Source organism: Nocardia sp. NPDC004151, assembly GCF_042874235.1.
In the GTDB taxonomy this organism is placed as follows: Bacteria; Actinomycetota; Actinomycetes; order Mycobacteriales; family Mycobacteriaceae; genus Nocardia.
On the sequence record NZ_JBIAMR010000005.1, the window covers coordinates 333,104 to 358,080 of the forward strand.

The 24,977-nt window shown below is 67.7% G+C and carries 23 protein-coding genes; 11 read left to right on the forward strand and 12 right to left on the reverse strand.

Annotated features, from left to right (window positions below):
- Window positions 1–11 precede the first annotated feature (11 nt).
- On the reverse strand, window positions 12–2,204 hold the full coding sequence (locus tag ACFYTS_RS14945) for a malate synthase G (RefSeq protein WP_357277388.1): 2,193 nt from the start codon (window positions 2,202–2,204) through the stop codon (window positions 12–14).
- A 184-nt stretch (window positions 2,205–2,388) separates the two neighbouring features.
- Here ACFYTS_RS14945 and ACFYTS_RS14950 point away from each other — a divergent pair, with 184 nt between their 5' ends.
- From ACFYTS_RS14950 to ACFYTS_RS14960, 3 genes are read left to right on the forward strand one after another with little or no spacing between them, the layout of a single operon-like run.
- Window positions 2,389–3,135 (forward strand): SDR family NAD(P)-dependent oxidoreductase, encoded by a 747-nt coding sequence (locus ACFYTS_RS14950; protein ID WP_387304419.1) that lies wholly within the window; start codon window positions 2,389–2,391, stop codon window positions 3,133–3,135.
- On the forward strand, window positions 3,132–3,773 hold the full coding sequence (locus ACFYTS_RS14955) for a TetR/AcrR family transcriptional regulator (RefSeq protein WP_357277384.1): 642 nt from the start codon (window positions 3,132–3,134) through the stop codon (window positions 3,771–3,773). Before ACFYTS_RS14950 ends, ACFYTS_RS14955 begins: the two co-directional genes overlap by 4 nt.
- 2 nt (window positions 3,774–3,775) lie before the next feature.
- Window positions 3,776–5,065 carry an acyl-CoA dehydrogenase family protein gene (locus tag ACFYTS_RS14960; protein ID WP_387304422.1) on the forward strand — a complete coding sequence of 430 codons (1,290 nt, stop codon included), beginning with the start codon at window positions 3,776–3,778 and terminating at the stop codon, window positions 5,063–5,065.
- A gap of 185 nt (window positions 5,066–5,250) precedes the next feature.
- Here ACFYTS_RS14960 and ACFYTS_RS14965 read toward each other — a convergent pair whose 3' ends face one another.
- The 4 genes from ACFYTS_RS14965 to ACFYTS_RS14980 form a co-directional block, all read right to left on the reverse strand.
- Window positions 5,251–5,973 (reverse strand): PaaI family thioesterase, encoded by a 723-nt coding sequence (locus ACFYTS_RS14965; RefSeq protein ID WP_387304424.1) that lies wholly within the window; start codon window positions 5,971–5,973, stop codon window positions 5,251–5,253.
- Between the two features lie 292 nt (window positions 5,974–6,265).
- Complete coding sequence (locus tag ACFYTS_RS14970; protein WP_387304427.1) at window positions 6,266–7,267, reverse strand: adenylate/guanylate cyclase domain-containing protein; 1,002 nt, start codon at window positions 7,265–7,267, stop codon at window positions 6,266–6,268.
- Between the two features lie 47 nt (window positions 7,268–7,314).
- Window positions 7,315–7,887 carry a DUF305 domain-containing protein gene (locus ACFYTS_RS14975; protein WP_387304643.1) on the reverse strand — a complete coding sequence of 191 codons (573 nt, stop codon included), beginning with the start codon at window positions 7,885–7,887 and terminating at the stop codon, window positions 7,315–7,317.
- 83 nt (window positions 7,888–7,970) lie between these two features.
- Window positions 7,971–9,548, reverse strand: coding sequence for an LVIVD repeat-containing protein (locus tag ACFYTS_RS14980; protein WP_387304430.1), 1,578 nt, complete (start codon window positions 9,546–9,548; stop codon window positions 7,971–7,973).
- A 265-nt stretch (window positions 9,549–9,813) separates the two neighbouring features.
- Here ACFYTS_RS14980 and ACFYTS_RS14985 point away from each other — a divergent pair, with 265 nt between their 5' ends.
- From ACFYTS_RS14985 to ACFYTS_RS15005, 5 genes are all read left to right on the forward strand, one after another.
- On the forward strand, window positions 9,814–10,431 hold the full coding sequence (locus tag ACFYTS_RS14985; protein ID WP_387304433.1) for a DUF4232 domain-containing protein: 618 nt from the start codon (window positions 9,814–9,816) through the stop codon (window positions 10,429–10,431).
- Between the two features lie 98 nt (window positions 10,432–10,529).
- The gene (locus tag ACFYTS_RS14990; RefSeq protein ID WP_387304435.1) at window positions 10,530–11,666 is read left to right on the forward strand and encodes an NAD(P)/FAD-dependent oxidoreductase; all 1,137 of its coding nucleotides are present in this window, start codon (window positions 10,530–10,532) and stop codon (window positions 11,664–11,666) included.
- Window positions 11,667–11,852: 186 nt separating this feature from the next.
- The gene (locus ACFYTS_RS14995; RefSeq protein WP_387304438.1) at window positions 11,853–12,500 is read left to right on the forward strand and encodes a hypothetical protein; all 648 of its coding nucleotides are present in this window, start codon (window positions 11,853–11,855) and stop codon (window positions 12,498–12,500) included.
- The gene (locus ACFYTS_RS15000) at window positions 12,497–13,219 is read left to right on the forward strand and encodes an alpha/beta fold hydrolase (protein ID WP_387304441.1); all 723 of its coding nucleotides are present in this window, start codon (window positions 12,497–12,499) and stop codon (window positions 13,217–13,219) included. Before ACFYTS_RS14995 ends, ACFYTS_RS15000 begins: the two co-directional genes overlap by 4 nt.
- Window positions 13,220–13,252: 33 nt before the next feature.
- Window positions 13,253–13,837 carry a DUF1353 domain-containing protein gene (locus ACFYTS_RS15005; protein WP_357277361.1) on the forward strand — a complete coding sequence of 195 codons (585 nt, stop codon included), beginning with the start codon at window positions 13,253–13,255 and terminating at the stop codon, window positions 13,835–13,837.
- Here ACFYTS_RS15005 and ACFYTS_RS15010 read toward each other — a convergent pair.
- Window positions 13,737–14,279, reverse strand: coding sequence for a DUF6817 domain-containing protein (locus ACFYTS_RS15010; protein ID WP_387304444.1), 543 nt, complete (start codon window positions 14,277–14,279; stop codon window positions 13,737–13,739). The two genes, ACFYTS_RS15005 and ACFYTS_RS15010, sit on opposite strands and share 101 nt — an antisense overlap.
- Window positions 14,280–14,422: 143 nt before the next feature.
- On the opposite strand from ACFYTS_RS15010, the gene ACFYTS_RS15015 reads away from it, so the two are divergent.
- Window positions 14,423–14,923, forward strand: a complete 501-nt coding sequence (locus ACFYTS_RS15015; protein ID WP_357277359.1) for a hypothetical protein — start codon at window positions 14,423–14,425, stop codon at window positions 14,921–14,923.
- Between the two features lie 55 nt (window positions 14,924–14,978).
- On the opposite strand, the gene ACFYTS_RS15020 is transcribed toward ACFYTS_RS15015, so the two are convergent.
- Window positions 14,979–16,076, reverse strand: a complete 1,098-nt coding sequence (locus ACFYTS_RS15020) for an acyl-CoA thioesterase domain-containing protein (protein WP_387304447.1) — start codon at window positions 16,074–16,076, stop codon at window positions 14,979–14,981.
- On the opposite strand from ACFYTS_RS15020, the gene ACFYTS_RS15025 reads away from it, so the two are divergent.
- Window positions 16,014–16,733 carry a hypothetical protein gene (locus ACFYTS_RS15025; RefSeq protein WP_387304450.1) on the forward strand — a complete coding sequence of 240 codons (720 nt, stop codon included), beginning with the start codon at window positions 16,014–16,016 and terminating at the stop codon, window positions 16,731–16,733. The two genes, ACFYTS_RS15020 and ACFYTS_RS15025, sit on opposite strands and share 63 nt — an antisense overlap.
- Window positions 16,734–16,833: 100 nt before the next feature.
- Here ACFYTS_RS15025 and ACFYTS_RS15030 read toward each other — a convergent pair whose 3' ends face one another.
- The 5 genes from ACFYTS_RS15030 to ACFYTS_RS15050 form a co-directional block, all read right to left on the reverse strand.
- Complete coding sequence (locus ACFYTS_RS15030; protein WP_387304453.1) at window positions 16,834–18,672, reverse strand: C39 family peptidase; 1,839 nt, start codon at window positions 18,670–18,672, stop codon at window positions 16,834–16,836.
- Window positions 18,673–19,041: 369 nt separating this feature from the next.
- Window positions 19,042–19,938, reverse strand: coding sequence for a 3-methyladenine DNA glycosylase (locus ACFYTS_RS15035; RefSeq protein ID WP_387304645.1), 897 nt, complete (start codon window positions 19,936–19,938; stop codon window positions 19,042–19,044).
- A complete protein-coding gene (locus ACFYTS_RS15040; protein ID WP_357277347.1) occupies window positions 19,938–21,002 on the reverse strand; it encodes a hemolysin family protein in 1,065 nt (354 codons plus the stop codon). Before ACFYTS_RS15040 ends, ACFYTS_RS15035 begins: the two co-directional genes overlap by 1 nt.
- Window positions 20,995–22,371, reverse strand: a complete 1,377-nt coding sequence (locus ACFYTS_RS15045; RefSeq protein WP_357277345.1) for a hemolysin family protein — start codon at window positions 22,369–22,371, stop codon at window positions 20,995–20,997. Before ACFYTS_RS15045 ends, ACFYTS_RS15040 begins: the two co-directional genes overlap by 8 nt.
- A gap of 362 nt (window positions 22,372–22,733) precedes the next feature.
- Window positions 22,734–24,170, reverse strand: a complete 1,437-nt coding sequence (locus tag ACFYTS_RS15050) for a GuaB1 family IMP dehydrogenase-related protein (RefSeq protein WP_387304455.1) — start codon at window positions 24,168–24,170, stop codon at window positions 22,734–22,736.
- 95 nt (window positions 24,171–24,265) lie between these two features.
- Between ACFYTS_RS15050 and ACFYTS_RS15055 the strand changes: the two genes are divergently transcribed.
- Window positions 24,266–24,706 (forward strand): nuclear transport factor 2 family protein, encoded by a 441-nt coding sequence (locus tag ACFYTS_RS15055; protein WP_357277340.1) that lies wholly within the window; start codon window positions 24,266–24,268, stop codon window positions 24,704–24,706.
- Window positions 24,707–24,977 lie beyond the last annotated feature (271 nt).

The window sequence follows — 24,977 nt, forward strand, 5'->3', positions numbered from 1 at the left end:
GCGGCTGATCCCTACACGCTCTTGTTGAACGCCTTGGCCTCGCGGCGGCGGCGGTGCAGGATCGGCTCGGTGTAGCCGTTGGGCTGGGTGGTGCCCTCGAGGACCAGTTCCTTCGCCGCCTGGAAGGCGATGGAGGCGTTGAAGTCCGGAGCCATGGCGAAGTACGACGAGTCGCCGGCGTTCTGGCGGTCGACGACGGGGGCCATGCGCTCGAGCGAGGCGATCACGTCGGCCTCGGTGACGATGCCGTGGCGCAGCCAGTTGGCCATCAGCTGGCTGGAGATACGCAGGGTGGCGCGGTCCTCCATGAGGCCGATGTCCTTGATGTCGGGCACCTTCGAGCAGCCGACGCCCTGGTCGATCCAGCGCACCACGTAGCCGAGGATGCCCTGCGAGTTGTTGTCCAGCTCCTGCTGGATCTCCTCGGCGGACCAGTCGGTGTTCGGGGCGAGCGGGATCTCGAGGATCTCGTCGACGGTGGCGCGCGGGCCGCCCTTGGCGATCTCGGCCTGCCGCTTGAACACGTCCACCAGGTGGTAGTGGGTGGCGTGCAGGGTGGCGGCGGTGGGCGAGGGCACCCAGGCGGTGTTGGCGCCGGACTTCGGGTGGCCGATCTTCTGGACGAGCATCTCGGCCATCAGATCCGGCATGGCCCACATGCCCTTACCGATCTGCGCCTTGCCGGGCAGGCCGGTGGCCAGACCGGTGTCGACGTTCCAGTCCTCGTAGGACTTGATCCACTGCTGACCCTTCATCTCGGCCTTGCGGACCATCGGCCCGGCCTCCATGGAGGTGTGGATCTCGTCGCCGGTGCGGTCCAGGAAGCCGGTGTTGATGAACACCACGCGATCCTTGGCGGCGAAGATGGACGCCTTCAGGTTCACCGTGGTGCGGCGCTCCTCGTCCATGATGCCGACCTTGAGGGTATTGACCGGCAGGCCCACGACCTCTTCGATACGGCCGAACAGCTCGTTGGTGAAAGCCACCTCGTCCGGGCCGTGCATCTTCGGCTTCACGATGTAGATCGAGCCGGTGCGGGTGTTGCGCAGCGCGGTCTCGTCGCCGGCGGCGTTGAGGGCGTGCTTGGCGATCAGAACGGTGATCAGGCCGTCCATGATGCCCTCGGGGATCTCGTTGCCCTGGCCGTCGAGGATCGCGTCGGAGGTCATGAGGTGACCGACGTTGCGCACGAACAGCAGCGAACGGCCGTGCAGCACGAGCTCGCCGCCGTCGATCGCGGTGTAGACGCGGTCGGGGTTCATGGTGCGGGTGAAGGTCTTGCCGACCTTGGTGACCGTCTCGGCCAGATCGCCCTTCATCAGGCCCAGCCAGTTGTGGTAGCAGAGGACCTTGTCCTCGGCGTCCACGGCCGCGACCGAGTCCTCGAAGTCCATGATCGTGGTGACCGCGGACTCCAGCACCAGGTCCTTGACACCGGCGGTGTCGGTGGAGCCGATGGGGGAGGACGGGTCGATCTGGATCTCGATGTGCAGTCCGTTGTGCTTCAGCAGCACCGAAGTCGGGTTGGCCGGGTCGCCAAGGTAGCCGACGAGGGCATCGTTGTCGGCCAGGCCGATCTCGGTGCCGTCCTCGAGGCCGACCACGAGCTCGCCGTCCTCGATCGAGTACTTGGTGGAGCCGACGTGCGAGCCGGTGATCAGCGGCACCGCGTCGTCGAGGAAGTTGCGGGCCCACTCGATGACCTTGTCACCGCGGACCTTGTTGTAGCCCGAGCCCTTCTCCGCGCCGTTGGCCTCGGAGATGGCGTCGGTGCCGTACAGGGCGTCGTAGAGCGAGCCCCAGCGCGCGTTCGCGGCATTGATGGCGAAGCGGGCGTTCATCACCGGCACGACCAGCTGCGGTCCCGCCTGGGTGGCGATTTCGGCGTCCACGTTCTCGGTGCCGATCTGGAAGTCGGCCGGTTCGGGACGGAGATAGCCGATCTCGGTGAGGAACTGCTTGTAGGCAGCCTTGTCGTAGCCTGCGCCCGGGTTCGCGCGGTGCCACTCGTCGATCTTGGCTTGGATGTCGTCGCGTTCCGCCAGCAGTGCGCGGTTGCGGGGGGCGAGGTCATTGATGACGGCCTCGGCACCCGACCAGAACGCGGCGGAATCAACTCCGGTGCCGGGGAGGGCCTCGTTCTCCACGAAATCGTGGAGCACCTTGGCAACCTGCAGCCCGCCGACCTGAATCCGCTCTGTCATCTATTGCCTCATTTCGAGAAGCCGGGTGGAAAAAGTACGCCCGTCATATTACTCGCGGTTACTGGGCGGTATTCCCCGGCCCTCGCGGTGCGGGCCTCGGCCGATGGGGGTTGATTGTATCGATCGGTACATTTAATGTACTGGTTGGAACATTTTCCGGGGGCGCGACGCGAAGGTGCGATTCATGGGAAAAGCCTTGTCGGGCAAGGTCTCTGTGGTAACAGGCGGCAGCCGCGGGCTCGGGCGGGAGATGGTGCGCGCGTTCGCGGCCGCCGGATCCGACGTCGTGATCGCCAGCCGCAAGCTCGACGCGTGCGAGGAACTGGCGCGGGAAGTGCGCGACGCCACAGGGCGGCGCGCCCTGGCCGTGGCCTGCAATGTGGGCGATTGGGGGCAGTGCGAGTCGCTCGCCGAGGCAGTCCATGCGGAGTTCGGGCGTGTCGACGTATTGGTGAACAACGCCGGGATGTCGCTGCTCTATCCCAGCCTGGACCAGGTTTCCGAGGCCATGTTCGACAAGGTGATCGCCACCAATCTGAAGGGGCCGTTCCGGCTTTCGGCGCTCATCGGCGCGCGCATGGCGGCGGCGGGCGGGGGATCGATCGTGAATATATCTTCGGTCGAAGCCGCTCACCCCGAACCGCTCGCGGTGCCGTACGCGGCCGCGAAGGCCGGGCTCGAGGCGCTGACCGGGGGTTTCGCTCACACCTACGGACCGGCGGTGCGGGTCAACACGATTCGCTGCGGGCCCTTCGACACCGATATCGCCCAGGCGTGGCCCGCGGAGATGCGCACCGAACTCGCGCGGCACACCGCGCTCGGCCGCCTCGGCGTTCCCGCCGACATCGTCGGGGCGGCGCTGTTCTTCGCCTCCGACGCCTCCGCCTACTGCACCGGCGCGACCCTCGCCCTGGACGGTGGATTCCGGTGACCGCCGCCGTGCCGGCCCGCCGCCGCGGCCGCCCGCCCGCCGCCGCGGCCGGGCCGGGGGAGACGAGGGAGCGGATCGTGGCCGCCGCGCTGGAGTTGTTCGCGGAGAAGGGCTTCCACGGCACCGGCGTCGCCGAGATCGGGGATCGTGCCGGGGTGCAGCGCGGGGCGCTGTACTACCACATCGGGTCCAAGGAAGAGCTGCTCTGGCAGATCCTCGGCGACTACACCCGGCTCATGCTGGGCGAGGCCGAGCAGATCGCGCACGGCCCCGACCATCCGGTCACCAAGCTGCGCAGGCTGATCCACTCGCACGTGGTCATGATCATCGAGAACCGCGCCGCGGTCGCCATCCAGCTGCGCGACGTGTCCGCGCTCAGCGGTGACCGGGCGCGCGAACTCCAGGACCTGCGCGACCGCATCCAGAACCTGTGGCAGCAGGTCATCGACGCGGGCACCGCGGCGGGCGTGCTGCGCACCGCCGACCACGTGGTCACCAATGGCGTGCTCGGCATGCTCAATTCGGTGACCTTCTGGTACCGGCCCGGCGGGCAGCACACGCCCGACGAGATCGCCGGCATCCTCTGCACCACCGTCCTGGACGGACTCATCCAACCGCGCAAGACCACGAAAGGCTGACCATGGCTTGGGATTTCGGCACCGATCCGGAGTATCAGAAGAAACTGGACTGGGTCGCGGAGTTCGTCCGGACCGAGGTGGAACCCCTCGACCTGATCTACCCGAACCCGTACGACCGCACCAACCCGGAGATCCGGTCGCTCATGCAGCCGCTGCAGGAGAAGGTGAAGGAGCAGCAGCTGTGGGCCTGCCACCTGGGGCCGGAACTCGGCGGCCCCGGCTACGGTCAGGTGAAGCTGGCGCTGCTCAACGAGGTGCTCGGGACCTCGCAGTGGGCGCCGCTGGTGTTCGGCTGTCAGGCGCCGGATTCCGGGAACGCCGAGATCCTCGCGCACTTCGGCACGCCCGAGCAGAAGGCGAAGTACCTGCGGCCATTGCTCGACGGCGAGATCGGGTCCTGCTACGTCATGACCGAGCCGACCGGCGGGTCGGATCCGACGGCGTTCCAGACCCGCGCGGTGCGTGCGGGCGACGAGTGGGTCATCAACGGCGAGAAGTGGTTCAACTCCGCCGCCGAATTCGCCACCTTCCACATCGTCATGGCGGTGACCGACCCGGACGCGCCGCCGCATCAGCGGCTGTCGATGTTCATCGTGCCCGCCGACACCCCCGGCCTGGAGATCGTGAAGAACTTCACGGTGCCCGGATTCAGCGAACACGAAGGGCACCTGCGGTTCACCGATGTCCGCGTCCCCGCGGACTCGCTGCTGGGTGCGGAGGGGCTCGGATTCATCGTGGCCCAGACACGTCTGGGCGGCGGCCGCGTGCACCACGCCATGCGCACGGTCGCATTGGTGCGCAAGGCCTTCGACATGATGTGCGAGCGCGCCGTGTCCCGCCCCATGGGCAAGGGCAATCTCGGCGGCAAGCAGATGACACAGGAGAAGATCGCCGAATCCTGGATCGAGATGGAGCAGTTCCGGCTGCTGGTGCTGCGCACCGCCTGGCGCATCGACCAGGAGCAGGACTACCGCAAGGTGCGCCACGACATCGCCGCCATCAAGGTCGCCATGCCGAAGGTCATGCACGACATCGCCCAGCGGGCCATGCACCTGCACGGCGCCCTCGGCGTCAGCACCGACCTGCCGTTCACCGACATGATGACCTACGCGCAGATCATGGCCATCGCGGACGGACCGACCGAGGTCCACAAGATCACCTTGGCCAAGGAGGTCCTGAAGGCCTACGCCCCCGCGGATCCGGTGTACCCCAGCGGCTATCGGCCGATCCTGCGCGAAAAGGCCCGCCGGCTGGTCGCCGACCGCCTCGAGCACACCATCGCCAACCTCTGACTACCCATCGAGTGGCACATCCTGGCGGGCGATTCGGACGAATTCCCTCCAGGATGCGCCGCTCGGCGATCAGCCGGCGGAGGCGGGTTCGTCGATGATGTGGACGTAGGTGTCGATGTAGGTCGAGAGGAGTAGTTCGACCGCGGTGATGAATTTCGTGGCGTTCGCGGCCGGCGGGTGCCGGATCAGCCCTGCCGGGGCTCGATCCAGAGGGCCTCGGAGACGGCGCACAGGTCGCCGTCCGCGGTCGAGAGTGTCACTCCGACAGTGTGTTTGCGGCCCTCGCGCCCCACCACCCAGGCATGGGAGATGTAGTCGTCCCCGGCGTACAGCGGGCGGAGCTGGGTCGCGCTGAGGGCGGCGGTGAACGCGCCGCTACCCATGCCGGAGAAGGCGAATGCGGCACGACCCCCGGGGCAGTCGAGCGCCGACCAGACCACCTCGGGTGGGAGTTCGCCGGACTCGTCGGCCAGCCCGGCATCGGGGGTCCAGGCGGCGGCCATCTGCTCATGTCCGGGCAGTTCCGACGGGAACAGGCGCAATCCGAGGCCGGGCGCGCAGGCCAGCCCGCAGCCGTAGCAGTCGGTGACCGTGCGATCGCCCGACAAGCTGAGCTCGACAGCCGATTTCGCCGCCGCCCACGACGGCGCGGGACGCGGGTCGAGGGTGAGTGCGGTGGGTGCGGCCTCGACCAGCAGGGTGTCGTCGGTGGCGGTGAACGCGGCGTGGCCGTGCTCGGGCCGCGACAGCAGGATCGGGGTGCCGACGGTGACCGCCCGCCGGAAGTCGACGCGCACGGTGTCCGCGCCCGACTGGGCGGCCAGCAGGCCCGCGAGATACCCACCGAACGCGATCTCCGGATAGCCGTGGATGTGCGCGGGGATGGTGAGCGCTTGCGCGTGGGTCATCGTCGAAGCCCCACCTTTCCCGGCCGCCATGGCCGATCGGTCAGAACTGACGATACCCAGGCCGGGATCGCGCACTGCCGTGAGATTTCGCACCCCGATGATGGCGCGCAGCCGGGTCGTCGCCGAGCAGCGGCCCGCCGATACCGCAGCGAGAGACGGGTGTCGGGGCAGCGGACAATCGTGGGTGGGCGGAGGCCGATGAGGGCGCGGCCGATCGATCTCGGGCTGACCGGGCGGCGGCGGGTGCGACAGCCCGGACGGGCGGCCGGGGCGGACCTGGCGGCGTCTGGGACTATCGACGCTTGCGCTCGCGGACGACGTGGGAGCGCAGGCGGGAGATGCCTTTCACGCGGACGCTGCGCAGGTGGCGCAGCGTCAGGTCGGGATCGGTGTCGAGTTGGGCGGCCGCGCCGTCGTCGGCGAGGACCGTGCCGGGGCGGGCCACGCCGGTGAGGCGGGCGGCGACATTGACGACGGTGCCGTAGAGGTCGCCGAAGCGGGTCAGGACCGGGCCGTAGGCCAGGCCGACGCGGAGCTGCGGCATCTCCGGAATCGTCTGGGCCGCACGGGCGATCGCCGTGTGCATGGTCAAGCCGATGCGCGCGCCATCGCGCGGATGCTCGGCGGCGAACATCACTTCGTCGCCGACGTTCTTGATGACCCAGCCGCCGTGGGCGGTGATCACCTCGGTGGTGGTGGTCTCGAAGGCGTCGAGCAGTTCGGTGAGTTCGTTGGGGTCCAGGTGCCGCGACAGTCGGGTGTAGCCGACCATGTCCGCGAACCCGACCAGCAATGGCCTGGTGGCGGTGCCGGATTCGTGGGTGCGGCTCAGGGCCGCGGCCAGGTGCCGCTGCCAGGCGTACTCGTGCAGTTCGGCCAGCACCGCGATGGCGTGCGCGGTGGCGTCACGGCTTTCCTCGGGCGTCGTGCCGTCGTCGGCGGCGAGGCGGCCGCCGACCTCGCGGGTGATCAGATCGGCCTGCCATTCGGCCAGGCGCGCCATCGCCTGGCCCATGGTGCGAGCGGCCGCGACCTGGCTCTGCTCATTGGTCAGCGAGGCCGCGCTCAGGGCCGCGAAAGCGCGGACCGCGGCGACGTCGTTGTCGGTGAACGCCACCTCGTCGTCACTGGCGGCGGCCGGGAAACCCAGGGCCACCCACAATTTCCGGGCCTGCTCGACGGGCACTCCGGACAGTGCGGCGACCTGCGTGCGGGTGTACCGGCGCGGCCCGCCCAGCAGCGACCGCTCGACCACCGCGTCGACGATCTCGGTCGACCCACCGGATTCGATCATGCGGTCAGTACAGCACACGACGCGGCCGCGAGGGGCGGTCGGGAATCTCACGACAGCGGTTGGGCATTGCGCTGCGCGAGCATGATCGTCATCAGGCCCGCTTCCTGCGACTGCGACGCGATCATGCCGCGCGCGGACTCCTTCACCGGACCCGAGGAGACCAGCTGATCGGCCGCCTTCGCCATGGCCACACCACCGCGGTGATGCCGCAGCATGAGCTGCAGGAACAGCACCTCGGCGTCCTTGCCGCGGGCGGTCGCGAGGGCGTCGAGTTCGGCCTGGGTGGCCATGCCGGGCATGGACGCGCCGCCCGCCATCGCCGAATGATCGTGCGCCGCCGCCGAATCCGTGGTCATCCACGCCATCGGATGCGCGGACCGCAGTGCGGCGTTGGCCAGGCGCCGCCAGCCGAGCAGGGTACCGATCTCCATGCGCTGGGCATCGGCGATCTGCTGGGCCAGCTGTCGAACCATGGGGTCGACGCCGGAGTCCAGGCGCTGCACCATGATCAGGGCCTGCTCGTGGTGCGCGGACATGTCCTGACTGAAACCGATCTCGACCGGGCTGAGCACCGGTGCGGCGGAACGGCTCTCGGGAATCACCAGGGGCCGCAGCAGCATCCCGGCGGCGAGCAGGACGAGGGCGAGCACGGCGATCGCGAGCGGTCGCCGCACCCGATCCCGCGGTGGCGTCGCGCTTTCCGTCACGACCCCACCACGGAGTGCTGGTCGGCGGGCGGGGTGTACACATCGTCGGCGAGCTGCAGCACCATGAACCCGTTGTCATTGCAGGTGGCCCACAACTGGTTGCCGTGCCACTCCGGCGGCGAGAAGCACCAGTCGGTGGACAGGTCGCCGAAGGCCAGCATGCCGGTGCGCGACGAGAGCGCCTGGTTCGGATCGAACTTGCCCTCCAGCATCGCCCGCGCGGCGGACGGGAACTCCATGATCGGCGGGCCGATCAGTGAGGCCAGCGCGTGCGGCGAGTTCCACAACTCCAGGTTGCGGCCCTTGCGGGCGGGCGGGTTGAAGTAGCCGATCTCCTTGATGTGGAACGGATCCCGCACGTCGAACACCCGAATGCCGGACTCCTCCCAGGCGCAGGCCAGGGCGGTCGGGTCGTTGGGGCGGTCGGCGGCGCAGTAGTGGGCGTCGTAGGAGAACACCGAACCGCCCATGGCCGAGGCCATCGCCGAATCCTGGTTCTCGGGCAGGTTGATCTCCAGCTTCAGCTTGGCCGCCACCGACGGATTGGTGTCGTCGGAGACGTCGATGAGCTTCACCCCGCCCGCGCCGCCCTCGTCGACGGTGAACAGATAGGGCTTGCCGTCGTAGGTGACCGGGATGCTGTGCTGGGTCGCCCAGCCGTCGGTCCAGAACACCCGGCCCAGGTGCGGGACCTGCGGATTCGGGTCGCGGCGTTGCACGGCGCTGATGTCGAGGACGGTGAAGCCGCCCAGGGCGGACAGGTACATGCGGTTGCCGTCCGGGCTGATGCCGAACCCGTGCGCCTCGATGCCGGTGAGGCCCTGCCAGATCACGTGCGGGTTGGTCGGATCGGTCAGGTCGACGGCGCTGACGAAGCCGGGGGCGATGCCCGAGGCCCAATAGGTGCGCCCGTCGGGGGAGAAGCCGCCCTCGTGGGTCGTGATCGGCAGCGGCATCAGCAGATTCGTGCCCGGGCCAGGGTTCAGCAGCCGCGGGTGCGCGCAGTCGGAGATGTCGTACACCGACAGGAATCCCGCGCCGATGCCGACCGGAACGCCGGTGCCCACCAGCAGTTTCCGTTCGGCGTTGACCTTGAGCGACTCCCAGGTGCCCGCGAGCATGGCGGGCTCGGTGAGGCTGCCGGTCTCCACCGGATTCGCCGGATCCGACACGTCCAGCACCTGCACGCCCTGGGCGGGCCCGAGGATATTGCCCGGGAACAGCGACCCCGTGTAGGAGCAGTGGTCGTAGGTGGTCGAGGTGATGCCCGCGCCCTTGCCGACGTACCCGCCGACGAACGAGATGTTGCATCGATACCCCAGCGTGCTGCGCCCGCTGTTGCGGTCGTCGGCCGGAACGTCGCCCTGCATACCGGTTTCCGGCAGCGAGTCCGGTCCGCAGTCGGCGCGCGGCACCGACGTCCGCCCGACATCCAGGAACTGCTGCACCTGATTGGCGATATCGGACTGCAGATCCGCCGACGCCCCGTGCATGGGCAGCACGGCCGCCCCCATCAGCGTCACCGCCAGCACCGCGGCGGCCTTGGACCGCCGGATACTCGTGAACCGCCCCATCGCGGTACCCCCGTCTTCTCGCGTGCTCGACCGACAGTGACCGGAGGCACAGGCCACTGTGCAATGTGGTCACGGTTACATCGCGAACGCTAACTCATAAACTGACCGCTCGGTAGATCCAGAGCGAAAATTGTCTGTGACAGTCGCTGCCAGTGGGCGGTCGGGCTCGTCGAGCGGGTCCGAAAACCGTTGCCGCAGCGGTTAACAGAGCCGGTCGGCCAGTCGATCTCGAAAGGCTGCGATGATTCGACGACGGAGGTGGGCGATGCGCTCTGCTGGATTCACGATGCTCTTGGCCTGCACGGTGATTGCGGGCGTTACCGGCTGCACCGATGGAGCCACCCCGACCGCGACGCCGAGCTCGGCGACCCCAGCCGTCTCACCCGGTGCCGGAAGCCCGAGTGCCGGAAACCCCGGCGCCGCCCCGACGGGCAACTCCGCGCCCGCCACCGTCCCCACCGACACCCCGATCGCTGCCTGTGCCCCCGGCCAGGTCGACGTCACCGCCACCGGCCTGGGCGCGGCCATGAGCCACCACGGCATCACCCTCACCTTCTCCATCGCCAACCCCGCCCAGGCCTGCACCCTGAAGGGCTATCCCGGCCTCGACCTCACCACCTCCACCGGCGAGGTCGTCCACGCCGAACGCACCACCTCCGGTTACATGAGCCCGCAACCCACCGGCGACCCCGAACCCACCGTCGTCGTCAAGTCGGGTCACCCCGCCGAAGCCATCGCCGAGTCGGTGGCCTGCGGCGTCTACGGCAAACCCGATCCCAAGGTCGTCAAAACCCAAGTAACCCCGCCCAACTCGACCGACACCCGGGTAGTCGACGAGGCCCTCGACACCTGCAACCTGAAGATCCACCCGGTCACGGCATAACCCACGGGCTGCGCCGACGGTCGGTGGCGACCCGCCGGCGGTCATATCCCCGCAAATCTCGAGCACACGGCGGACGAGATCGGGCGCATACTCGAACGATGCACACCGTTCTGATCCTCGGTGCGGGATTCGGTGGGCTCGAACTCGCCGCGGGTCTGTCCGGGTCCGCGCCGGACGAGGTCCGGGTGACATTGCTGGATTGTGCCGAAGGCTTCGTCTTCGGCTTCGCCAAGCTGGACGTGCTATTCCGGGGTCGCACCGACGACGAGGTCCGGATTCCCTACGACACCATCGACCTTCCGGCCGTGGAGTTCCGGCGCGAAACGGTCACTGCGATCGACCCCGCTCACCGCACTGTCACCACCGATCGAGGCGAGTACGCGCCGGACACGCTCGTCGTCGCGCTGGGCGCGGAGTACGACTGCGCCGCCACCCCCGGATTCGTCGACGACGGACACGAGTACTACTCGCTCGCGGGTGTCCACCGGCTGCGGCGACGCCTCGACGCCTTCACCGGCGGCACCATCCTGATGTCGATCCTGAGCGTCCCGTTCAAGTGCCCGCCGGCGCCCTACGAAGGCGCGCTGCTGCTGCACGAGGAGCTCGTGCGCCGCGATCTGCGCGATGCGACCCGCCTGCGACTGATCACCCCGATGGACTCACCCATTCCGGTGTCGCCGAGCTCCAACACGGCGATCCTCGGCGCACTCGCCGACCGTGGCATCGAGTACACGCCCGGAACCCGGGTGCGTGCCCTGGCCCCGGCGACCCACACCGCGTCGACGCGCGCCGGGGACCTGCCCTACGACCTGTTCATCGGCATTCCCCGGCACCGGGTTCCGGAGGTCGTGCAGGTTTCCGGGCTGACCGCGGGGGGAGTGGACGGCTGGATCCATGTCGACGCGGCCACCCTGGCCACCCCCTACCCGGGGGTGTACGCACTGGGCGACTGCGCCGACGTCCCCGTGCCCCGGGCGGGCGTATTCGCCGAGACGGCGGCGCGAACCGTCGCCGCCGACATCATCGCCCACCTGCACGACCGTCCGCGCGACGGAAGGTATCTGGGACAGGGCACGTGCCACATCGAGTTCGGCGGGGGCCTCGTCGGGAAAGTGGAAGCGGACTTCCTCTCCGGCCCGGCGCCCGTCGCCCCATTCCTCGGGCCATCCGCCGAATTCGCCGAGGAGAAGGCCGAATTCGCGGCGGCGCGGCGGCGGCGCTGGTTCGGTTCCTGAGGCCGCGGGACCGGCGCGGCGGGCATTGAGCCCGCCGGCTTCGTCCGGTCCGGAAACTTGGAAAAGCGGTGTGACCGCGCCTTTTTCGGTCGATCGGCATAAATGCGTGGTGGATCGGCGGCATTGGGTTCTACCTTCGTGATCGGCGGTGGGAGAGACCGCCGATCTGCACTGGGGGAGAACTTCATGACCGACACCTTGTTCGCTGACGTTTCCACTTTTCAGGCGCCCGTCGACGACGACTATCCGTACGAAGTCCTGTCGTTTCGCAGCAATGACGGCACATTCCGCGACGACCACTTCGCGCACAACTATCGATGGGCCACCGCCGCAGCCGATTCCGGGCGACTGGCGTGCTTCATCGTCTATTTCTATTGGCGTCCGAATTGGCACGAGACGGTGCGGACCTGCATCGACATGGTCGCCGAGGCGGGGGGACCGCATCCGCGGATGATCGTGATGCTCGATGTCGAACAGGGCGGCAATCCGTCCGGCGACCAATCCGACGGAATCAATCGCGCCTATTGGGCGGCCGCCGACTTCCTCGGTGATCCGCGCCGGGTCATCGGGTACGCCAATGCCTCCGATTTCGCGTCCCTGTGGCCCACCCGTCCCGAGGGGCTGCGCGTGGTGGCGGCGGGATACGGCAACGATCCGCAACTGCCGGGGCAGGTCGCGCATCAATACACCGATGGGCAGGGGTGGGGCGGTGGACTGCCGGAGGGCTGCGACCCGTTCGGCCCCTGCGATATGAACAGTGCCGACGGTTTGTCGCCCGACGAGTTGGCCGCCGCCTGCGGAATCGGCACCGAGCGTTCCGGAGTGCGGTCATGATCGACGTTCTCATGGTGCCCGGCACGTTCTGCCCGCACGGCGGCGACAACATCAGCGAGGAGTTCCTGCGCGACCTGGACCCCGCGGAATTCACCACCCGCATCGTCGACTATCCCGCCGAGTACGGCAGTCCCGGCACCTACGCCGACAGTCGCGCGGCGGGGCGCGAGGCGCTGCTCGGCGCGATCGGCGCCAGCCCGAATCCTGTTGTGCTCGGCGGATATTCGCAGGGCGCGCACATCGCTGGCGATGTCGCGGCCGAGATCTCGGCCGGACAGCATCCGGAACTGGATGTGCGCGGCGTGGCGTTGATCGCCGACCCTTCTCGCCCACGCGGCCGGTGCGTCGGCATCGACCCGGGCGGGTGGGGGATCTCCGGCGAACGCGACACCGGCCTGCCGACCTGGTGGGTCGCCGCCGCCGGCGACCCGATCACGTCGCTCCCGGCGGGAAACCCGTTGCGCAGCTTGGCCGATATGACCGAGTTCTATTCGCTGAGTTCCCCCGAAGCCGCGACGCGCTGGGCTCAGCACATGATCGACACCGCGACGAATCGCAGCATGCAGCCGTGGTGGAACCTCGATCGATGGCAGGACTGGGGCGGCGCGCTGGCGTGGATGAAGGGCTACCTCACCGACGGCCGGCACACCACCGCCTACCTCGCCGAAGGCCACTGCAAAGCGCTCGCCGGCGCCCTGAACCAGGAGCTGCCCCGATGACCGATCGCACCGAATCGCGCCGAGGAGGATTCGATGCCGTTCCTCGGTGAACACGCCGTGGTCGTCGAGGAGGTCGACGCGGTCAGGTGGCGGTTGCAAGCACCGCTGACCTACCGCGCCGCCACCGACACCTTCAGCGTGCCGGTCGGCTTCATCACCGACTTCGCTTCTGTCCCACGGCCGCTGATCTGGCTGATTCCCCGCTACGGCGCGTACACCCGCGCCGCGATCCTGCACGACTACCTGTGCGAGGTCGCACCCGTCGGCCGCTCCGACGCCGACGGCATCTTCCGCCGCATGCTCCGCGAATGCGGCGTCACCACGCCTCAGCGCTGGATGATGTGGGCCGCCGTCCGTTTCGGCGGCCGCATGGCGGGTGCCGGACCCGGGGAATGGCTGCGCTTCCTCCTGATCGCGGCCCCCGCCGCGGCATTCCTGGCAGTCCCGTTCCTCATCGACTGCCTGTTCCTGCTGCTGTTCCGGCTCTGTACGGCAACCACCACGGAAACACCTCGGATCACCGTGGCCCGAAGTGGTTTCGCCACGCTTGCAGGGCCGCCGGAGACAGGTGATCCGCGACGCGCGCGAACAGCTGATACAGAGAAGCTCCGTGCATAGCCGCGAGTTCGGTGTTGTGCACCATGACATCGAACTCGTTGGCGGCGGTGATCTCCAGGAACGCGTGTAGCGCGGCGTCGTCCACGTCGTGTTCCCGGCCGGTGAACCGGTCGGTGAACACGGTCGGCGTCGCGCCCAACCGCGGATACACCGCGGACCGGTCACAACTGCCGTAGAGATAGACCAGTTCCTCTGCCCGCGAACCGATCAGGGCCGCCAGCTTCGCCCGCTCGGACACCTCGAGCAGCGACCGATCGAATCCGTCGGTGCCGTACATCGCGTGACACAGCCCCGCGTACCGGACATCGGTGTCCGCGCCCCACTGCGCCAGCAGGTCGGCGACTCGCGCGAGATGCGTCATCAGCGTGCCCCCGGGGTGCGGAATCCCGTCCGCGCCCAGATCACGCAGGAAACGCTCGACCTGTTCCCGTGCAATCGCCACCGCTCCAACCTACCCGCGATCGGTCGCGATGATCGGCGGCAATCATGAGGGTTCGGACTGAAAGTGCTCCCTCGACTTGTTCCGGGAGCCTCTCGCGGTCATCTTGTGTGACAGAAGTATTCGGAATGTGTGAAGGATGTGTAGTGAAGCTCCGTCAGAGTGGACGTTTCGCCGTGGTGGCGTTGGCTGTCGTGACCGTGCTCGGTCTGTCGGCATGTGGCAGTGGTGAGAAGCACCCGGGCCACACGCCCGCCAAGTCTTCGACGTCGAAAACGGCCTCCGGACAGGCATACCCGCCCGCCCCGTCCGCCACGGAGCTGAACACCGCCATGCAGAAGGTCCTCGACCCCGCCGTCCCCGACGCCGAGAAGCTCGACCTCATGCAGGGCATGCAGGCCGACCCGAGCCTCCCGACCCGAATCATCGAGGCCTACAAGCAGAACAACGCCTCCATCACCGTCACCAACGTCGTCGACCTCGGCAACGGCACCCTCACCGCCGACGCCCAGGCCGCCATCGGCGGCGGCGCCCCCCAGCAAGCCGTCGTCCCCTTCGTCGCCGAAGACGGCAAATGGAAAGTCCAGAAGGACTGGATCTGCAACCTCCTGTCCCTCGCCAACCAAACCTCCCCGGCCTGCGGCTGAGGCAGCGGCTCGGACCGAGTGGACTGCGGCGCGACCACCCGCGGCGGCGGTGCGGCTAGAAGCGCACCTGTCGTCGGGTGTTCGCGACCGCGGTCACCGAAGAGACGCCGAGAGGGCCGAATTCGTCGTACAGTGTCGCCGAACCGACCGCGATGCCGTCGGCCGAGTGCTGACCGTTGGATTCCAGACCCAATCCGTCGGACACCGGCATCCGGAACAGGTTCATGGTGACGTCGACGTTGATGAACGGCACGCTCTTTCCATCCCAGTTGCTGACGAAGCTGGTGGCTTCCGCGAGCGTGGCGACTCGGATGAAGGGCGTGGCCTTCTCCCCTCGAACCGCGGGGAGCATCGTCGGGGTCCACAGTCTCTTGCGAGCGTCGTTTCGGTGGTCGGAAAAGTCAGCCGACCAATCGCTGGGATGATCCGCGCTGCTCAGCATCGGTGACATCGACTCCGCGCCGGAGCTCGCCGCGCCTGGGCGAGAGAATTCCACACCGGGTGTCCAGGCTCGACCTGCTGCTCGGTCATCCTCCCGAGGTCGAACGAACAGTCCGGATGCCCGTATCACCACATCGTCGGACTGCGTAAGTTCCAAGTGCACCAACGCGACTCGCGTACTCGACCGAACCAGATCGACCCGGGCATGGACCGAGTCGAAGGTCGTCATCTTGACGAAATCGATGGTGAGACGGCACCCGGCTGGTTCGAACGGGCAATAGCGTTCGAGCTCCCGGGCGGTCAGCGCGGTCAATCCCTGCCCGCCGATCGTGTTCTGCCCCCACGGCCCGCGAGCCGCTTCGAGTGGATCGAACCCCTGGTCCGCCGCGTCGAAGAACCCGGTGTTCATCTCCCCGCCCTGTGACATGTTGCGCCCCTCCCTCTTTCGCTCACGCATCGTGATCCCGCCCGATGCTAGAACGAGTTCCCACTTCGGGTCGAGCGTCGGCGCGAGGCTGAGCAGATCCTGGGGCGCAAGCTGCCGACACGGCCCGAGCAGGCCAAGTCGACCACGTAGCTGCGCTGGCGGGCGGCTACGGGGGAGGTTCTCACCGGAGTTCGCCGCGTAGCGGGCGGTAGTCTCGCGCGCGTGTCGATGCACGAGATCGAGGATCTGGTCGAATGGTCGGTTCGGGTGCTGGATGCGCGGCATCCGGGGGCGGATCGGCGGGTTCGGGATTGGTTCGGGGAGTTGTACTCGTTTCAAGGCGGGTACGACTGTTCGTTCACGCAGTTCAGGGTGATGGAGATCTTGCTGGCCCGGGACTACTGCTTTCGGTTCGAGGTCGTTGCGCATCCGGATTATCTGGAACGTCGTGAGTTCTTCGATGGGTTGGAGGAATTCACGGCGCTCGCGGATATCGCGGTGGATGACGATGAGGACGGGTCGGGCCTGGACGCGTGGCTCGAGGAGGGGTATGTGGATCCGCCGCATCTGTATTGCGATGCGGGGACGGCATTGTGGCGGCGTGCGGTGGAGGTCGGGCTGATCGCGGGGATCGGCGCCGAACCGCTTCGGCGCGTGGCGTTGGCCGACGTGGTTCGTGAGGTCGTGCTCGCGGCCGAAGCCGAGGGGGAGATCTGGGTGATCGCCACGTGGCACGCGTTGGGGCCGGCCACACTGCTGCCGGACTTCTATACCGAAGAGCCTTGGGAGATGCCCGCGCTCAGCGAGATTCGGGCGATCGCGTTGCGGACCGGCGCGACGACAATCGAGTTGCCCTCCGGGCTGCGCCCGCCGCCGGAGTACTACGAAGAAGACGAGCTCGAAGCATGGTGGGCGGGTGCGGCGCAGGACCTCCCGCGATGACTGCTGAGTGACAGTGAGTTTCACCGGGTAGTCGCTGTCGCGCCGGGGCGGACGTCGCCGCTGACGGCCGCCCCGCTCGAGCAGTACTACGCCGTGCGCGTCAGGACGCTTTGGTCGCCTTTCCGATCTCGGCGACGCCGTCGACGAGAGTGTGGCCGCCCAGCTGCGGCCAGCCATTGCCGGTAATGCCCATCAGCTGGATCTCGAGGTCCCTGACCTGGTCGGCGATCCGGGCGGGGAAGGAGACCTGGGTTGCGCCGGGAGGAGGTGCGAAGCCGTCGATGGTCAGTTTCTGGCCGATGGCGGCGACGCCGTCGACGAGAGTGTGGCCGCCCAGCTGCGGCCAGCCATTGCCGCCCACACCCATCAGCTGGATCCACACGTCCGGGATCTGGCCCGCGGCGCCGGTCGGGAAGGGCACGTTGGTCGCACCGGTGGGAGCGCCGAAGCCGGTGATCTTCAGCTTCTGGCCGATGGCGGCCACACCGTCGACGAGGGTGTGGCCACCGAGCTGGGGCCATCCCGTCCCCGGTGTGAAATCGTCGCCGTCGCCGAAGAACTGGATCCACACGTCTCGGATCTGAGCGTCGACGCCTGCCGGGAACGGCACGTTGACCGCGGTGGTGGGGGCCGCGAAGCGCGTGATCTTCAGCTTCTGGCCGATCGCGGCGAATTCGTCGACGAGGGTTCGTCCGCCCAGCTGGGGCCATCCCGTTCCGGGCATGTTGTCGCCGCCGTCGCCGAAGAGCTGGATCCACACGTCTCCGATCGGCAAGGTGGGCATCGGGGCCGCGGTGGCCGAGGTATAGCCCTTCGGTGGGATCAATGTCGCGAGCTGGTCGAAGCCGATCCAATACCCGTACGGGCTGAATCCGCTGTCGGCGACCCACACCGCACGCGGGAACGCGCTGTCGTAGCCCATCAGCGCGATGTAATGGAACACTTCACCGCCGCCGTATACGGGTGATACCGAACCCTTGACGCCTTGCGGGTAGTTGTTCGGCGGGGCGTCGATATTCGCGACCACGCCGAAGCCGGCGTCGATCGAATTGACGATGTCCTTCCACAACCGATCCTTCTGGGCGCCGGTCGGCGGATCATCGTGCATGTACGTGTCGACGTACTTCGCGGCGGGCAGAATTCTGTTCAGCACCGGTGTGATCAGACCGACGTAATCGGTCCCGTTCTCGGTGGTCCCGATCTCGGTGGCCAAATATTGTTCGGAAAGGTTCACTCCACACGAATTGCATACGATCTGGGTCGCGGCGGGACCGCACCAGAAGAACCTCTCCTGCGGGACGATCGACCTGTCGTAGGGGAGTTCCTTCTCCGTCGGTTCCCCACTCTGCGATACCGAAGCCAGCCGGTCATAGATGTCCTGGGCGTCGGACATGCGTTCGTCGTAGCGATCGGGGAACGCCGATCGCTGCACCTCTTGGGCATACGAACCGGGTGAATCCGGACCGTTGTAATCCAGCCTGGCGAGTCGCTCGTAGAACAGCCCTGCCGACGTGGTCGGGTTCATACAGGTCGCGCAATCAGCCCACCAGTACTCGCCGTTGTCGCCCTGCCGGATCTGTTGCTGGAACACACCCACCGAGAAGCCGTCGGTCCCCACCGCATCGTGTTCGAGCTGCATGGACTCCGGCACCGCGGGATTCGCGTAGATCGTCAGGTTCGACTCGACCAGCCCTGTCGCCAGTGCGATCACGATGCCGCGCTGACTGATTCCACGTCGCTGCCCCTCCGCGATGATCGCCTGGGCGACTTGATCCCGTGTCATAGCTGTGCGCCTCCCATTTCGAGAGCAGATGCGCACACTTCGAGAATTCGCGTGATCGCGAAAAGATTCGGTCGCGCGCGTCGCCGAACGAGCATTATGAATAAACGGCGTGTCGCATATTCCGTTTATTGGGCTGCGTTCGAGGTGGGGCAGCACCTCGGAGCCCCGGCAATCCCCCCCGTCGTTCGTGAACGAGGCCAGTTGGTCTTCTAATTGGGCGCGGGCACGCGCGGACGACAGCAGGAACTGTCGAAGATGACGACGAGTGTGGCCGATCCGCCGACCTGGGACGGATACGTGGCACTGTTCCTGTCAGATGCGCCGACCAGGTGCCCTATCCAACCCTGCCCCCCAAATTCCTTAGCCGTCCGAACCTGTAGTCTAATTTGCCAATCGGCCAGTGTGCAGTCGAGATTTCCTGATAATAGTGCACGTCAGCGCCATTCGGAAGCGGGACTAAACCGTCACACCGGTCACGAATATCATTTGTTTGCAAACACATCGAATCCGGGACGCCATTCGCGCCTATCTGCTCAGCAGGTGTCTGGCGGCGTCCAGCAGGCGGGTGCGCAGGAGTTCCGATCGGGCCGCGATGTCGGCTTGCCCGCGGACGTATTCGGCTCGGCCGGAAGGTGTTTCGATGCGAATGGGCTCGTAGCCGTAGTCCAGCAGGTCGTAGGGACTGGCCTTCATGTCGAGCTCGCGGGCGGCGCAGGCCAGTTCGAAGGCGTCCAACAGCAGGTCGGAGCTGATCAAGGGGGTCAGCTTGAAGCCCCACTTGTAGATGTCCATATTGGCGTGCAGGCAGCCGGGTTGCTCGCGGGCGATCTGGGAGTCGCGGGTGAGGGGTTCGATATTGAGAGGGACGGCCGCGGGGGTGAAGAAGCGGAAAGCGTCGAAGTGGGTGCAGCGGATCTGCATCGATTCGACGACGGCGTCGGTGCCGGCGGAGCCCAGGCGGAGGGGGACCTGCTGGTGGCGGACGTCGTCGGTGCGGTAGACCATGGCCCACTCGTGGAGGCCGAAGCAGGACAGCTGAGCCGGACGGGAGGCGGTCGCGGACAACAGGGAGACGACGAATTCGACGGTGTCGCGGCGCTTGTCGAGGAAGGCGGGATCGGCGGTCCAGCCGGTGACGGACGGTCCGCCGGGGGAGTCCACCGAGATCTGGTGGTAGCCGCGCGATCCCGTGTACTCCTCGGCATCTGTCAGCGCGACACCGAACCCCGGATGCCAGCGTTTCAGCTGGGCGGGCTTGTTGCCGTAGTAGGTGAACAGGAAGTCGATCACCGGGTGCTTGGTGCCCGCCGCGCGGCGGTCGAGGTACGGGCCGAGCAGCGCGTCGACGCGGGCGCGGTGGGCGGCCGCCCGGTCCCGCCAAGCGGGACCGGACAGCACGGGGGAATCGATGCGGGTGTTCATCATTCGGCGAGACGGTGGGTGGCGTCGCGGACGGTGCCCACGAACTCCTCCACCAGATCCTCCAGGGCCACGATGCCGACGGTATTGCCGCGGCTGTCCACCACCCGACCCAGGTGGGAGTTGGTACGGCGCAGGCGGGCCAGCGCCTCGAACAAGGTGGTGCCCATGCTGACGGTCGGCAGCGGACGGATATCGGTGCGCGGGATCGGAGTGCCCGGGCCCGCGTCCTCGTCGGCGGTCAGGTCGAGCACATCCTTGACGTGGAGGTAGCCGACCAGCGAACCGTCGTCCGCCCGAACCGGGTAACGCGAGAATCCGGTCTCGGCGACAGCGGATTCGATGTCACCGAGGGTGGTTCCGTCGCCGCGCAACGGCACCGAGCGGGCCTTGGCCAGCGGCACCATCACATCGGCGACGATCCGATCGCTCGAGCCCAGCGCCTGCGTGAGGCGGCGATGCTCCTCCTCGTCCAACAGCCCCTCGGAGCGCGATTCACCGAACATCTCGGCCAGCTCGTCCGACGACACCGTCGAATCCAGCTCGTCCTTCGGCTCGATCCGCAATGCCCGCAGCGAGATATTGGCGGCGAAGTTGTAGACCGCGATCAACGGCTTGGCCAGCCGCAGCCACATCAGGTGCAGCGGAACCAGCAGCAGCGCCATCCGTTCCGGACCGGCGAGCGCGATGTTCTTCGGGATCATCTCGCCGAGCAGGATGTGCAGGATCACCACGATCGTCAACGCCAGCGCGAACGAGATCGGATGCAGCAGCGAATCCGGCACACCCAGCAGATCGAACGGCTGCTCCAGCAGATGCGCCACCGCGGGCTCACCCACCCGGCCCAGCAGGATCGAGCAGATGGTGATGCCCAGCTGTGCCGCCGCCAGCATCATCGACAGGTTCTGGCCCGCCTCGATCACCGTATTGGCGCTGCGCTTGCCCTGCGCCGCCAGTGCTTCGAGCCGGTCACGGCGCGCGGAGATCAACGCGAACTCCGCGCCGACGAAGAACGCGTTGCCCAGCAACAAGAGGAACGTCAACAGGACGGCGTACAGGTCACCCATGAGTCTGCTCCCAGATCGCGAGGGCCTCGGCGTCGATCGGCCTGATCAGGACGCGGTCGATGCGGCGGCCGTCCATGCGCTCCACGGTGGCGATCCAGCCGCCTCGAGTGTGGGTGTGCTCGAGCTGGCTGTTGCCGGGTTGGGGCAGCAGCACCTCGTCGCCGGTTTCGGGAATCCGGCCCAGACGGGTCAGGACCAGGCCACCCAAGGTTTCGTATTCGCCCTCGGGCGGGTCGTATCCGGTGGTGCGGGACACCTCGTCGATGCGCATCAGACCCGAGCAGTTCCAGCCGTTGGCCGTGCGGCGCACATCGAGCTCCTCCTCGTCGTGCTCGTCGCGCACGTCGCCGAGGATCTCCTCGATCAGGTCCTCCATGGTGACGATGCCCGCGGTGCCGCCGTACTCGTCGACCACCAGCGCCACCTGCATACCGTCGCGGCGCACCCGCTCGAGCACCTCGTCGCCGTCCAGGCTGGCCGGCACCACGGGCACCTGCTGCGCGATGGACTTCAAGGTGATCTGGCGGCGATCCTTCACCGGATGCACGAAGGTCTGCTTGATGTGCACGAATCCGAGCGTGTTGTCGAGATCGCCGTCCACGACCGGGAACCGCGAGTACCCGGTTTCGCGCGCGGCGTCGATCAGATCGGCGAGAGTGCAGTCCTGATCGAGGGTTTCGATGGTCATGCGAGGCGTCATCAACTCCTCCGCGGTGCGGTCGCCGAACTGCAGCGACCGATCCACCACCTGCGCGGTGCGCTGATCGAGCGCCCCGTGCAGCGCGGAAGTTCGCACCAGCGAACCCAATTCCTGCGGTGAGCGGGCCGACCGGAGTTCCTCGGCCGGTTCGATGCCGATCCGGCGCACCGCCCAGTTGGCGGCCCCGTTCAGGAAATTGATCATCCACTTGAAGACGGTGGAGAAGGCGATCATCGGGCCCGCGGTCCAGCGCGCGGTCTCCAGCGGGGAGGCGATGGCGATGTTCTTGGGCACCAGCTCGCCGTAGATCATCGACAGCGAGGTCGCGATGATCAGCGCCAGCGCCAGGGAGATGCCCTTCGCGGTCCCGTCGCCCAGCCCGAACACGCTCAGCATCGGCTCCAGCAGCCGGGCCAGCACGGGCTCGGCGATGTAACCGGTGATCAGGGTGGTGATGGTGATGCCCAGCTGAGCGCCCGACAACTGGAACGAGAGCGTGCGATGCGCCTGGCGCACCTGCCGGGCCCGGCGGTCGCCGTCACGGGCGTGGGCCTCCACGGTGGAGCGTTCCAGGGCGGTGAGCGAGAATTCCGCGGCCACGAACAAGGCCGTGCCGGCGGTCAGAGCGATGAATCCGAGCAGACTGAGAATGGTGAGCAGAACCGACACGGTCAGCACCACCCGGCCGTTTCCGAAGCCGGTATTGCGGGGAAGCCGGGTTTGTCACCCGGCTCGGTAGAGGAGCCCTCCTGTGAAGCGCCCTGGGACGCGGGTGACAACTGGTTCCTTTCGCAGGGGTTGCTGGCGGAGATACGCCACGGATACCCAGTTCCTGGGTCCGGTCAGGCTATGTTACCGGGCGGCTTCGCCGGTTTCCGCACAGCGGGGCCGTATCACAGTGGACGGTCGCCGGGAATCATCCCGCGGCGACCCGGCGGTGACCCGCCGAACGGGTCCGCGCACAGGAAACCCGGCGGATCCGAGCGGACCCGCCGGGTTCGGGTTGTGCAGTACTAACTAACGGGGAACGATCACCAACCGGACGGCAGCGGGCGGCCCTCGGCGAACCCGGCGGCCGACTGGATGCCCAGCACGGCGCGCTCGTGGAACTCGCCGATAGTGCGCGCGCCCGCGTAGGTGCAGGAGCTGCGCACACCGGAGGTGATGTGGTCGATCAGGTCCTCGACACCGGGACGCTCGGGATCCAGGCGCATGCGCGAGGACGAGATGCCCTCCTCGAACAGCGCCTTGCGGGCCCGGTCGAACGCCGAGTCGGTGGCGGTGCGGGCGGCCACGGCCCGCTTGGACGCCATGCCGAAGGACTCCTTGTAGCGGTTGCCGTCACGGTCGGTGCGCAGGTCGCCGGGCGACTCGTAGGTGCCCGCGAACCAGGAGCCGATCATCACGTTGGCCGCGCCGGCCGCGAGCGCCAGGGCCACGTCGCGCGGGTGGCGGACGCCGCCGTCGGCCCACACGTGCTTGCCGAATTCCGCTGCGGCCGTGGCACATTCGGCCACCGCGGAGAACTGCGGGCGGCCCACGCCGGTCATCATGCGGGTGGTGCACATGGCACCGGGGCCGACACCGACCTTGATGATGTCCGCGCCGGCCTCGATCAGATCGCGGGTGCCCTCGGCGGAGACCACGTTGCCCGCGACCAGCGGCACGCCCAGATCCAGCGCGGCCACCGAGGCCAGCGCCTCCAGCATCTTCTGCTGGTGGCCGTGCGCGGTGTCCATGACCAGCACATCGGCGCCCGCGTCGACCAGGGCCTTGGCCTTGCCCGGGATGTCGCCGTTGATGCCGACCGCGGCCGCGATGCGCAGCCGGCCCGCGGCGTCGGTGGCCGGGGTGTAGATGCCGGTACGGATGGCGCCGGTACGGGTCATCACGCCCGCGAGGGTGCCGTCGGCGTGGACCAGCACGGCCAGGTGGGCGTGCTTGGCCTCGAGCAGATCGAAGATGTCGCGCGGCGAGGCGTCGGCCGGAGCGCTGACGAAGTTGGCGTCGGCGACGGTGCTCAGGCGGGCGAAACGGTCCACATCGGCGCAGGCCGCCTCGGTGACCACGCCGACCGGCTTGCCGTTCTCGACCACGACGACCGCGCCGTGGGCGCGCTTGTGGATGAGGGCCAGCGCGTCGGAGACCGACTGCTCGGGATCCAGCACGACAGGGGTGTCGGCGGTGAGCGAGCGGCTCTTGACGAAGGCGATGGTGTCGGCGGCCGCCGGGATCGGAAGATCCTGCGGCAGCACCACGATGCCGCCGCGGCGGGCCACGGTCTCGGCCATACGGCGGCCGGCGACGGCGGTCATGTTCGCGACCACGAGGGGGATGGTGGTGCCGGTCCCGTCGGAGGTGGACAGGTCGACATCGAAACGGGACGCCACATCCGTCCGGCGGGGGACGAGGAAGACGTCGTCGTAGGTCAGGTCATAGGGCGGGGTCTGCCCGGGAAGAAACTGCACGTTGGACCATGGTAGCTGAACGCTGTGCGTTCGCCAGCGACTTGCCAAGAAATTCCGATTGCCGCGCGAATCGGGGTGTCCTAGCGTTCGCGAGCGTGACCGATCTTGCGGCGCTCGCCGATCGACTGGACGTCGGCGACACCATCACCAAACTCTTCGTCTACTGCGACCAGGCCCGCTGGGCCGACCTGCGCGAGTCGGTGCTCGCGCCGGAGGTGTTCTTCGACAACGGTTTCGGCGGTCCGGTCGGGCCGCAGCCCGGCGGCGACATCGTCGACGCCTGGGCCGCCGGTCTGGGTTCGCTGGACGCCGTACACCACCAGGCGGGCAACCAGCTCGTCGAGATCACCGGCGATACCGCGCTGGCGCACGCCGACGCCATCGCCGTGCACGTCAAGAACGACGCCACCGGCGGCACCACCCGCTGGTTCGTCGGCAGCTACGTACTCGGGTTGCAGCGTACTGAAAAGGGCTGGCGCATCGACCGTTTCGAATACACGGTGAAGGTCATCGACGGCAACGCCGACTTGATCTGACCGCCGAGCGCGGACGCGGTGCGGACGGGCGGGCCTCGCGAGCCGGTTCCGCACCGCATTCGCCGGATCGCTCTCGATCAGCTTGGGGCGCAGTGGCTTCGAACGGATGGCACCGACTGTCGTTGGCCCGCCACGAGAGTCGTGAACACGTCCGATCAGAGCCGCCCGGATGGTTTGCTAAGAATTTGCTAGGCCCTGTTTTGGTTCCCTGGAGATCTCAATCTCGTCGGATTTGCCGGAAACGCCGCTCGATTCGCCTGCGCGTGTCGTA